We start from the raw sequence: 11,879 nt of genomic DNA, 5'->3' as shown, positions 1-11,879 counted from the left end.
CCATTTTTCATTCCCTGCTTTCAGTGAATTTATAAAAAGCTTGATGTTAAACCTTTTCCTTACTTTAGAGTCCAATTATCGAACCTAATTCCGACTATTGATTGCCGAAGAAACTTTAGTGCAGGATTTACAGCATCCGGAAACCCGTTCACAGGCTTTCGAGGTGTTGGTCGACACCTACAAACAGCGGTTGTATTGGCATATTCGAAGAATCGTGCTAAACCACGACGATGCCGATGATGTTTTGCAGAATACGTTTATCAAGGTGTACAAGAATATCAAGGGTTTCAAGGGCGAAAGCAAATTGTATTCGTGGATGTACCGGATAGCGACGAACGAGGCCTTGACCCTTTTGAAAAGCAACGCCAAAAAACTCGACGTAGGTTCTGGTGAGTTACAGGATAGGATGCTTGGCAACCTAAAGGCGGATGTCTATTTCGAGGGTGATGCCATTCAATTAAAGTTGCAAAAGGCAATGGCCACCCTTCCGGAAAAACAGAAGCTTGTTTTTAATATGAAATATTTCGAGGAACTGAAGTATACCGAAATTTCGGAAATTTTGGAGACTTCTGTAGGCGGACTGAAAGCCTCATACCATTTGGCGGTGAAAAAAATAGAGGCGTATCTAAAAGAAGAGGCGTAGAATTTTAGGAAATGGGGAATCGAGCCCCTAATTGATTAAACCTTTTAAGCATTTGACAGTCAAATTAAAACGATGAAAGATTTTAATAATAAAAATCCATTTAAAACTCCCGAGGGGTATTTTGAGGATTTTTCCAGAGGTCTTATGAAAAGGCTTGCGGAGAAAGACACTGATATTCCCAGAAATGAAGGTTTTATCGTTCCGGACGCTTATTTCGAAGGAATACACAAAGACATCTTGCAAAAATTGGAAGCTGAGAAAACCAAAGTTATCCCTTTACATCGGTATAAAAAATACTATTTTGCGGCGGCATCCATCGCTGCGGTTGCCTTGGTCGCATTTATGCTAAACCGAAATCTATCCCAAGAAATCACTTTTGAAGACATCGCCAACATTGATATAGAAAACTATTTTGAAGACAATTCACTGGATTTAAGTACGTATGAAATTGCTGAAGTAGTACCGGTCGACGAACTGGAAATCGGAGATATTTTATCCAAAGAACTAAACGAGGATATGATCTTGAACTACCTCGATAACAATACCGAAAACTTTGAAGAACTAAATATGGAATACGATGAATAATCGAACAAAAATAATGGTCACGTCGGTATTGCTAATGTCGTCTATACTTTTCGCCCAGCACAAACCGGATAAGGACAAAATAAAATCCCTTAAAGTAGCCTTTCTTACAGAGCGTTTGGATCTGAGCTCCAAAGAGGCTCAGACCTTTTGGCCCATTTACAATGAATACAACGAAAAACGGGATGCCATGCACGAGCAGAAACAAGACCGTGTATACCGTAAAATGGGGGATGTGGAGAATCTTTCTGAAAAAGAAGCGGGCGAGCTCATAAAGCAATATCTCACTTTCGAAGAAAACGAAGAGGAACTGGACAAAAATTTTACCGAAAGGATAAGCAAGGTCATCTCCGCAAAAAAAACACTGTTATTGCTGCGTTCGGAGTATGAATTCAAAAAACAGTTGTTAAAGCAGTACCGGCATAACAAGGAGTAATCTACTAGACTTCCCCGTCGGCTGAAAAGCTAGCAGATCGATTCTTTTCACTTAAAGACCAACTTCGCAATCCTGTTCTTGCCCGCGGCATACGCCACCGAATCGTTCAAAAAACGGAGCGTATAAAAAGAAGTGTCATCGGAAAGCTGCTGCCAGGTCGCTCCTTTATCCTCACTATAGGAAATACCCGTAAAACCGAGGGCCACCATGCCATTTCCCTTGGCATTCGGCACAAATTGAATACAACTTTTATACTGCGGATTTTGACTATCAGCAATCAATTGCCAAGTTTTGCCACCATTGTCGGTCAAGGCTTTATTGGCCGTATTCGCTTCAGGTTTTAGATAATCGCCCCCAATGGCAACCCCTAAGTTTTCGTCGTAAAAATCTATGGAATAAATGCCTTGTGTGGGTTCTTGCATTACGATGGGCGTTTGTTGTATTTCCCAAGTTTTCCCTTTATCCGAAGAAAAATAGATGCGGCTGCTGGTGGTCGCTATCCATGTTTTTTTTCCTACGACCTCAATATTCGTGTTACTGGCCGCAAAGGCACCTTCGCCGTCAATACCGTCTGGGAGACTGGAACAGGGAATTTTGTTCCAGGTATTCCCTCCATCCCTTGTAACAATAATACTTAGACAACCCTCCAAACTGTCGCCCATGGCGATGCCCTCTTGATCGTTCCAAAAAGTCATAGCGTCATAAAAGACCGCTTCATCGGCTTCGGTGTAGACCAGTTGCATTTTTCCGCCATCGCCCGTCTTATACAGCAAAGCAGGATTCGCAACCGAGAGCATAAAAAAGTCGGAAGAAGTATGCGCCACCGCCCTGAATTCTGGAAGTATCGTGTCGTACTTTTGCACGCTTTCCATAATTTTTCCGGACTTTAGGTCGATATTTCCAAATACACCATTGCTTCCGGCATAAGCTAGACTTTTATCAATAATCTCGATAGCGCGGATACTAACGGAATCTTCATAGATAGTTTCGATTTTGACAGATGTAAAGGGAAGGGATGGCTTGGCGTTATCTTTATCGTCGGAACAGGAGAAACCGAGCATAACAACCAGAATGAGGGCAAGGTGTTGCATCGTTTGAGGTATTTTGTGGACATTCGTTTCAAAACCAAACCTGATAGGTCTAGTTCAGAAGGGAAACCTGAAAGGTCTAGCTCCGATTAAAAATCCTATGCGCCTTAATCTATGGTTTCCAAATCAAATGTAGCCGATATCCCGACCAATACCATGAATTCGTCTTGAGTTTTTCTTTGGAACCGAAAATTTTGGCTTTTGTGCCCTAATGAAGGGTTTTTTGAATTGCATAGCCTTAGCTACGGAACTCAAAAAAGACAAAATTAGGTTGCACAATGTGAAATTTGAAGGTAAAAGAAAAACTTGAGAGGAGTTCACTACCTTTGCGGCCTTAATTTTCAAGAATGAAATTACATAGAAATCTGGTATTTGCGGTAATCGATGGCCTGAACCTTATCTTTAATGAAGACCAGTATGCGGACAAGGTGGTACAGAAAGTGTTAAAGTTCGATAAACGCTGGGGTAGTCGGGATCGGGGGTTTATCGCTGAGACCACCTACGAAATGGTGCGCTATAAACGTCTTTATGCCGAAATTGCCGAGGTCAAAGCTCCGTTCAGCCGTACCGATCTGTTCCGGATGTGGGCGGTTTGGGCGGTTTTAAAGGGGATAAAATTACCGGATTGGAAACAGATCGAGCCTACGCCCGAACGCCGTATAAAAGGGAAATTTGACGAACTCTCCAAAATACGGAAATACCGGGAAGCCTTTCCCGATTGGATCGACGAGCTCTGCGCCAAGGCCTTGGGAGAAAAATTATGGACGGCCGAGAGCGCCGCCTTAAACCAGCAGGCCGAAGTTATCTTGCGGACAAACACCTTGCAGACCACAAAGAAACAATTGGCTCAAGCCTTATTGGACGAAGATATTGTCACCGAGCCGATTAAAGGTTATCCATCGGCCCTACGCTTACCCGAGCGCGCCAATGTATTCGTCACCGAAGCCTTCAAAAAGGGCTTATTCGAGGTACAGGATGCCAATTCACAATTGGTTGCCGCATTTTTGGAGGTGCAACCGGGGATGCGGGTCGTAGATACGTGCGCAGGAGCCGGGGGGAAATCCCTTCACCTCGCTGCTTTGATGGAAAACAAAGGCCAGATTATCGCCATGGATGTTTATGGTAGCAAGCTCAAGGAGCTCAAACGCCGTGCCCGAAGAAACGGCGCGCACAATATAGAACCCCGGGAAATTGACTCCACCAAAGTAGTTAAAAAATTGTATGGCAGTGCCGACCGGGTGCTGATCGATGCGCCCTGTACGGGCTTGGGGGTCATCCGCAGGAATCCCGATACGAAGTGGAAACTGCAGCCAGATTTTTTGGAGAAAATTACAAAGACACAACAAGAAATTCTGCGCAGTTATAGTAAAATCGTAAAGCCGGGCGGTAAAATGGTGTACGCCACCTGCTCGATACTACCGCAAGAAAATGCCGATCAAATACAAGCGTTTTTGGCTTCGGAGGAAGGCAAGGATTTTTCGTTGGAAAGACAAAAGAAAATCTATGCGAGCAAGAGCGGTTTTGACGGGTTTTTTATGGCGCTTTTAGCTAGAAATTAGGCCAGACCTAAAAGGAGGTTGCTTCCGCGACAGCACACTTCGACTGAGCTAAGTGCAATGCCCTGCAGATCTTGGTCGACTTGTATGGGCCAGACGTCGTGCTGAGCCTAGTCCAAGTACACGAGAGATCTTTGTAGGTCTACCTTCCTATCAAACGTCAAAGTAATTAACAATCAACCCTCTTCCCTGTTAACTATTCCCCAGAAATCATTGCCTAAAAATCCGTAAATTCGCGTTTTCCCAACCCATTAATTTATACGGTCAATGATTTATTTTTTCGGGGATGCGAGCGCAAAGGTTTTCGCAGTTCAAACGCATAAAGAACTTTCACAGGAAGATACCGATAAACTCATCTGGTTGTTCGCCTGTCCTGAACTTTCTGCCCCTCCGGCAGGCGGGGTTTCAGGAACGACCGACAAACCTTTGGCGTCTCTTGACGCCTTTTTTGTTGGTCCGCGTGCCGCCATGATTACACCTTGGAGTACCAATGCCACGGAAATCACTCAAAATATGGGTGTTTCGGGGATAGTCCGTATCGAGGAATTCCAAGCGGTTAAGGAAGATTTTACGGATTTCGACCCGATGCTTTCCCAAAAATATGACGGGCTTGATCAAGATGTTTTCAAAGTGGATATCATTCCCGAATCCATCCTTGAAATTGATGACATTGCCGCTTACAACAGCAAAGAAGGATTGGCGCTGAACAAAGAAGAAGTTGATTATCTGAACGAAGTTTCGCAAAAAATAGGCCGCAAACTGACCGATTCGGAGGTCTTCGGATTTAGTCAGGTCAACTCGGAACACTGCCGACATAAAATTTTTAACGGTACGTTTATCATCGATGGCAAAGAGATGCCTTCGTCACTTTTTAAGCTGATTAAAAAAACATCCCAAGAACATCCTAACGGTATAGTTTCGGCCTATAAAGATAATGTGGCTTTCGTAAAAGGACCTAAAGTGGTGCAGTTTGCTCCCAGATCCGCAGACAAACCTGATTTTTATGCGGAAAAGGACTTCGATTCCGTCATATCACTAAAAGCGGAAACCCATAATTTTCCCACTACCGTCGAACCGTTCAACGGCGCCGCAACGGGTTCGGGCGGGGAAATCCGTGATCGTCTGGCGGGAGGAAAAGGCTCCTTGCCTTTGGCTGGAACCGCCGTTTACATGACCGCCTATTCCCGATTGGAAAAGAACAGGCCTTGGGAAATGGCTATGACCGAGCGGGATTGGCTCTATCAGACCCCAATGGATATTCTTATCAAAGCATCGAACGGGGCGTCGGACTTTGGCAATAAATTCGGACAACCCTTGATTGCGGGGAGCGTGCTAACTTTTGAGCATCAATATACAACGGCCATACCTGACGCCACTTACAATACCGGAGAAACTGAGCCGGACGATTCCGAAGATGATATACATGCCAAACGCACTTGGCACGAGAGCAGGCGAAGACTGGGCTACGACAAAGTTATCATGCAGGCCGGTGGCATCGGCTACGGCAAAGCGGATCAAGCTTTGAAGGACACACCCAAAGCCGGCGATAAAATCGTGATTCTCGGTGGTGACAATTATCGCATCGGCATGGGTGGGGCGGCCGTTTCCAGTGCGGATACGGGGGAACTCGATTCCAAGATCGAGCTAAATGCCATACAACGTTCCAATCCCGAAATGCAAAAGCGGGCGGCGAACGCCATTCGTGGGATGGTTGAAAACGATACCAACCCCATTGTTTCTATTCACGATCACGGGGCGGGAGGGCATCTCAACTGCTTATCCGAACTTGTGGAAGAAACCGGCGGAAAAATCGATCTCGATAAACTTCCCGTAGGTGACCCGACCCTATCAGCAAAGGAGATAATCGGCAACGAATCCCAAGAACGCATGGGCTTGGTCATCGGTGAAAAAGACATAGACCTGCTCGCCCGAATCGCCGAACGCGAACGTTCACCGATGTATGAAGTCGGCGAAGTTACCGGAGACGACCGTTTTACCTTCGAATCCAAAACCAGCGGCCAAAAGCCTATGGATGTGAATCTTTCGGACATTTTCGGAAGCTCGCCGAAGACCGTGATGACCGATACAACTCTTCAAAGAACTTATGAAAATGCGGATTATTCCTTGGAATTCTTTCATGAATATCTCGAACAGCTATTGCAGCTGGAGGCCGTCGCCTGTAAAGACTGGCTGACCAATAAAGTAGATCGCTGCGTCGGCGGACGGGTCGCCAAACAGCAATGTACAGGTCCCTTACAGCTACCCTTGAACAATTGTGCCGTAATGGCCTTGGATTTTAAAGGAAAAGAAGGTATCGCCACCAGCATTGGCCACTCCCCTATTTCAGGGCTTATCGATCCGGCGGCAGGCAGCAAAAACAGCATTGCCGAGGCCTTGACTAATATCATCTGGGCACCGCTGAAAGACGGACTCAAATCCGTCTCCCTCTCCGCCAATTGGATGTGGCCCTGTAAGAATGAAGGTGAGGATGCCCGATTATACAAGGCGGTCGAGGCCATCTCGGAATTTGCCATCGCACTCGGAATTAACGTTCCCACGGGGAAGGATTCGTTATCCATGAAACAAAAATATCCTGATGGCGACGTAATTTCTCCCGGAACGGTCATTATTTCTGCCGCTGGACATTGCGATGATATCACCAAAGTCATTGAGCCGGTATTACAAAAAGACGGCGGTTTAATCTATTACATCAACCTATCAAAAGATACTTACAAATTGGGCGGTTCATCCTTCGGGCAAATCCGAAATGCCATCGGAAACGAAGCCCCAACAATTATCGATGACGCTTATTTTAAATCCGCATTCAACGCGATTCAAACTTTAATTAAAAACGGACAAATTAGGGCAGGCCATGATGTTGCTTCCGGTGGATTGATAACTACATTGCTAGAAATGTGCTTTGCGGATAACGGGTTGGGCGCCGAATTAGATCTATCGGATCTGGGGGAATCGGATACGATAAAACTCTTGTTCTCCGAAAATGCGGGGATTGTTTTTCAAGGGGATGCCTCCCTGGAAAAAATACTATCCACCAAAAAAATCGATTTTAAAACGATAGGTAAAGTTGCTTCCGAAAGTAAGCTGAACATAAAAAACGGAGGTATGGAAATGGGATTGAACATAGCCTCTTTAAGGGATACATGGTTCAAGACTTCCTATTTATTGGATGATAAACAAACGTCGAACGGTTTGGCAAAAGAGCGGTATAAGAATTATAAGGAGCAGGGGTTGACGTATGTTTTTCCTGAAGAAATTGCGAGCTCGACTGCCCGCAGGGCAGACGAAGCGAAGCAATCGGTTGAGCATGGTGGGAAGTCTCTTGAAGTACCCTCGCCCCGATCTCAACAGATTGCTTCGTCTCAAGGCCCTTCGGGCGTTGCTCCTCGCAATGGGCGTCCCAAAGCGGCAATACTCCGCGAAAAAGGCAGTAACTCCGAACGCGAAATGGCCAACGCCATGTTCTTGGCCGGCTTCGATGTCAAAGACGTGCACATGACCGACCTGATTTCAGGGCGTGAAAACCTTGAAGACATTAAATTCCTAGGTGCAGTCGGCGGTTTTTCCAACTCCGATGTGTTGGGGAGTGCCAAGGGTTGGGCCGGAGCGATCAAATACAACGAAAAGGCCAATACGGTTATCAAAAACTTTTTTGCCAGACCCGATACTTTATCCGTAGGCATCTGCAACGGTTGCCAGTTGTTCATGGAGCTCGACCTCATCAATCCCGATCACGAAACGCACGGTAAAATGACGTACAACGCTTCCCACAAACACGAGAGCAATTTTAGCTCGGTCAAAATCCAAAAAAACAACTCGGTAATGCTTTCCAGTTTGGAAGGTTGCACCTTAGGTGTTTGGATTTCCCACGGTGAGGGCAAGTTTGTCCTCCCGCAGTCCGAAGAAAACTATCATATCGTGGCGAAATACGGTTACGCTGGCTATCCCGCCAATCCCAACGGCAGCGATTACAATACTGCTATGCTGTGCGACACATCCGGCCGCCATTTAGTAACAATGCCACATATAGAACGTTCGATTTTTCCTTGGAACTGGGCCTATTATCCAAAGGATAGAAACGACACTGTTTCACCTTGGTTGGCCGCTTTTGTGAATGCTAGGGAATGGGTGGAGGAAAAGAGTAAGCAGTAAAAGTAGCAGTAGCAGTAGCAGTAGCAGTAGCAGTAGCAGTAGCAGTAGCAGTAGCAGTAGCAGTAGCAAAAATAAAATATTATAATTGTGTTGACCATTCGTGAAGCCAAAAAAAAGGATGTCCCATCGATTGTCTCCTTGATCGCTAACGATACACTAGGCCAGCTGCGTGAAGATTACCGTGACCCTCTTCCCGAAAAATACTACGACGCCTATAAAAATATCTTCGCCGACCCCAATCAAGAATTAATGGTTATGGAAACCCAATCAGGTCAGATTATTGGTGCCTTACAATTGAGCTTCATTCAATACCTGACCTATCAAGGCGGCATCCGCGCCCAAATCGAAGCTGTTCGAGTGCATGAGGATTATCGCGGACAAGGCATCGGACAACAGTTGTTCCAATGGGCCATCCAAAGAGCAAAAGAGAAAAAAGCTCATTTGGTGCAACTGACCACGGACAAAAAACGGTCGAAAGCTTTAAAATTCTATGAAAATTTGGGATTCACCGCCAGTCATGTGGGGATGAAATTACATTTGAAGTAGAAAGTCGCGGTCGCAGTCGCAGTCGCAGTCGCAGTCGCAGTCGCAGTCGCAGTCGCAGTCGCAGTCGCAGTCGCAGTCGCAGTCGCAGTCGCAGTCGCAGTCGCAGTAAAAATTAATGAAAATTCTTTTCATCATTCTCCGTGAAACCTCGACTCGCCGGCAGGACGGTCTGTGCATCCCTTGTGCAATCTTGTAAAATATATAACGTGCCTTTCCTGCTATTTTTTCGGCCCCAAACCATAAACGCTAAACTCCAAACCAAAATTTTCCCTATATTTCAACAACCATTCGAATCAAGCTATGCAAAACATCACCCGACTTTTCGATTTCCCGTATTACCAACTGGAAAAGTACAATCTAGAAAAATCATTGGTCACCAAATACGACGGACAATGGATTGCGACCTCTACGCAAGAATATGTGGACCAGGCCAATGCCATCAGCCGTGGCCTGTTGCGCCTTGGGATAAAACCCAATGATAAAATCGCGCTGATTTCGATGAACAACCGTTCGGAATGGAATATTATGGATATCGGCATCCTACAGCTCGGTGCTCAAAACGTACCTATTTATCCTACTATATCCGAAGAAGAATATGCTTATGTACTCAATCACTCCGAATCGATCTACTGTTTTGTCTCCTGCCGCGAAGTTTACGACAAGGTAAAGGTGGTGCAAAATCGTGTGCCGGCCCTGAAGGAGGTCTACTCTTTCGACGACCTATCCGATTGTAAAAACTGGAAAGAAATACTAAAGCTTGGTGAAGATACTTCGAACCAAGGGGAAGTGGAAAAATTAAAGGATGCGGTCAAGACCGAAGATTTGGCTACCTTAATATATACCTCTGGAACGACCGGCAAGCCCAAAGGGGTCATGCTGTCCCATTCAAACCTCGTCAGCAATGCCCTTGAAAGCGCCAAACGGCTGGCCATCGACTACGGTCAGGTCAAGTGCCTGAGCTTTTTGCCGATCTGCCATGTCTACGAGCGTATGATGATATATCTCTATCAATATGCGGGAGTGACCATTTATTTTGCGGAGTCGTTAGACAAGATCAGCGAAAATTTAAAGGAGACCGCGCCCCATGTGATGACCGCCGTGCCGCGATTGCTGGAAAAGGTCTACGACAAAATTCTCGCTAAAGGAAAGTCCCTGACCGGAATAAAAAAAGCACTCTTTTTCTGGGCGGTGGATCTGGGATTGGAATACGAACCCTACGGACAGAACGGATGGTGGTACGAAACCAAATTAAAGCTGGCACGAAAACTGATCTTCAGTAAATGGAAAGAAGGCCTGGGTGGAAACCTTTCGCTTATATCTTCGGGCAGCGCCGCCCTGCAGCCCCGATTGGCCCGCATTTTCAATGCGGCAGAATTAGGGGTAATGGAAGGCTACGGCCTCACCGAGACCTCTCCGGTAGTTTCGGTAAACGATATGCGCAATGGTGGATTTCGGATCGGAACCGTCGGAAAACCGCTCGACAGAACAGAGGTCAAAATTGCCGACGATGGCGAAATCTGTATTAAAGGGCCCCAAGTCATGATCGGCTATTACAATGATGCCGCACAGACTGAAAAAGTGTTGCAGGACGGCTATTTCCTTACCGGTGATATTGGGGAAATAGATGCGGACGGTTTCTTAAAAATCACCGATCGGAAAAAAGAGATGTTCAAGACCTCGGGGGGGAAATATGTGGCACCTCAGTTATTGGAAAACCGTTTTAAGCAATCCCAATTCATCGAACAGATCATGGTGGTCGGCGAGGGCGAGAAAATGCCGGCGGCCCTGATACAGCCCGATTTCGAATATTTGCACGACTGGGCGGTCAAAGATGGTATCACTATTCCTGAAAATTCCGATATTGTAATCAACGAGAAAGTCCTCGCCAAATATCAGGAAGAAGTGGACAAGGCCAACGAAAAGTTCGCCAAGTGGGAAAAGGTCAAGGTATTCAGACTCACGCCCGATGTCTGGAGTATCAATGACGGCCATCTCACCCCTACCATGAAATTACGGCGTAAAATTGTAAAGGAGAAATATATTGATTTGTATAATGATATCTACGGTCATTGATGGTTTTTGGGGGTATTTTCCTGTTGAGTTTTACTTTTAAAAAGGCTAAACGACTTCACTACGATCTATTGAAAAAGAAGGATATAATTTCCTAAACCTTATAGATTTAGAGCATAACACACCCTAAATTACCTTTTGGCCTTATTTCTTCCTAGCCCGATTCATGCAAAAAAAGCCATGCAACCTGCAATTAGAAATTGACCTCTTAAGTTTCCACTCCACCACTAACGATTACTAAAAATTACACTCTTTTATTATGCATGCATAACATATTTTAGTATATTTGATTTCCAACGAAACCTAAATGAAAGAAATCACCATCGACTATGCTCTTCGTGCGACTTGGCAATCGGTTGCCCGCATGTATAACGAAGAGGCAAAAAAGTTCGATTCGACCATGGCGGTCGGGTTTACATTATTAAGTATAGACCCTAAAACAGGAACACCTTCCACAGCCCTTGGCCCCAAAATGGGCATGGAGGCCACAAGCCTTTCCCGTATTTTAAAGCGCATGGAAGAATTGGGACTTATTGAGCGTAGACCTAACCCAAAAGATGGTCGGGGCGTGTTGATTTACTTGACGGCTTTCGGTTTGGAAAAAAGAAAAGATTCCAAAGATGTGGTTCTAAAGTTTAATGATACCGTAAGAGCCAACGTTTCCCAAGAGAAACTGGACGGGTTTTTTGAGGTCATGGAAGTCATCAATCAACTGGTTTCGGAAAAGAATATATTTAGTGAGAATTCAGTGAAATGAAAGGTACGAGGTTAGAAGTACTTGTTACCCA

The 11,879-nt window shown here is 45.4% G+C and carries 9 protein-coding genes; 8 read left to right on the top strand and 1 reads right to left on the bottom strand.

Translation table 11 applies throughout. The features are described from left to right. Positions 1–97: 97 nt before the first annotated feature. The 3 genes from BLT07_RS13290 (at position 98) to BLT07_RS13280 (ending at position 1,661) form a co-directional block, all read left to right on the top strand. A complete protein-coding gene (locus BLT07_RS13290) occupies positions 98–643 on the top strand; it encodes an RNA polymerase sigma factor (RefSeq protein WP_091869495.1) in 546 nt (181 codons plus the stop codon). 72 nt (positions 644–715) lie between these two features. Further along, a complete protein-coding gene (locus BLT07_RS13285; protein ID WP_091869492.1) occupies positions 716–1,228 on the top strand; it encodes a hypothetical protein in 513 nt (170 codons plus the stop codon). Further along, on the top strand, positions 1,221–1,661 hold the full coding sequence (locus BLT07_RS13280; protein WP_091869485.1) for a hypothetical protein: 441 nt from the start codon (positions 1,221–1,223) through the stop codon (positions 1,659–1,661). Before BLT07_RS13285 ends, BLT07_RS13280 begins: the two co-directional genes overlap by 8 nt. A gap of 47 nt (positions 1,662–1,708) precedes the next feature. Here the strand turns inward: BLT07_RS13280 and BLT07_RS13275 are convergent, their stop codons facing one another. Next, positions 1,709–2,752 (bottom strand): WD40/YVTN/BNR-like repeat-containing protein, encoded by a 1,044-nt coding sequence (locus BLT07_RS13275; protein WP_091869483.1) that lies wholly within the window; start codon positions 2,750–2,752, stop codon positions 1,709–1,711. Between the two features lie 344 nt (positions 2,753–3,096). Here BLT07_RS13275 and BLT07_RS13270 point away from each other — a divergent pair, with 344 nt between their 5' ends. From BLT07_RS13270 to BLT07_RS13250, 5 genes are all read left to right on the top strand, one after another. Next, positions 3,097–4,308, top strand: coding sequence for an RsmB/NOP family class I SAM-dependent RNA methyltransferase (locus tag BLT07_RS13270; RefSeq protein ID WP_091869480.1), 1,212 nt, complete (start codon positions 3,097–3,099; stop codon positions 4,306–4,308). 264 nt (positions 4,309–4,572) lie between these two features. Then, positions 4,573–8,475 carry a phosphoribosylformylglycinamidine synthase gene (gene purL / locus BLT07_RS13265; RefSeq protein ID WP_091869477.1) on the top strand — a complete coding sequence of 1,301 codons (3,903 nt, stop codon included), beginning with the start codon at positions 4,573–4,575 and terminating at the stop codon, positions 8,473–8,475. 87 nt (positions 8,476–8,562) lie between these two features. Further along, positions 8,563–9,021, top strand: coding sequence for a GNAT family N-acetyltransferase (locus BLT07_RS13260; RefSeq protein ID WP_245726544.1), 459 nt, complete (start codon positions 8,563–8,565; stop codon positions 9,019–9,021). Between the two features lie 300 nt (positions 9,022–9,321). After that, a complete protein-coding gene (locus BLT07_RS13255) occupies positions 9,322–11,094 on the top strand; it encodes an AMP-dependent synthetase/ligase (RefSeq protein ID WP_091869475.1) in 1,773 nt (590 codons plus the stop codon). Positions 11,095–11,398: 304 nt separating this feature from the next. Next, positions 11,399–11,848 carry a MarR family winged helix-turn-helix transcriptional regulator gene (locus BLT07_RS13250; RefSeq protein WP_091869472.1) on the top strand — a complete coding sequence of 150 codons (450 nt, stop codon included), beginning with the start codon at positions 11,399–11,401 and terminating at the stop codon, positions 11,846–11,848. The last annotated feature ends 31 nt before the right edge of the window (positions 11,849–11,879 follow it).

It is taken from the genome of Pricia antarctica (genome assembly GCF_900101815.1).
GTDB classification, from domain to species: domain Bacteria; phylum Bacteroidota; class Bacteroidia; order Flavobacteriales; family Flavobacteriaceae; genus Pricia; species Pricia antarctica.
This window is presented reverse-complemented; position numbering and strand designations above follow the sequence as displayed.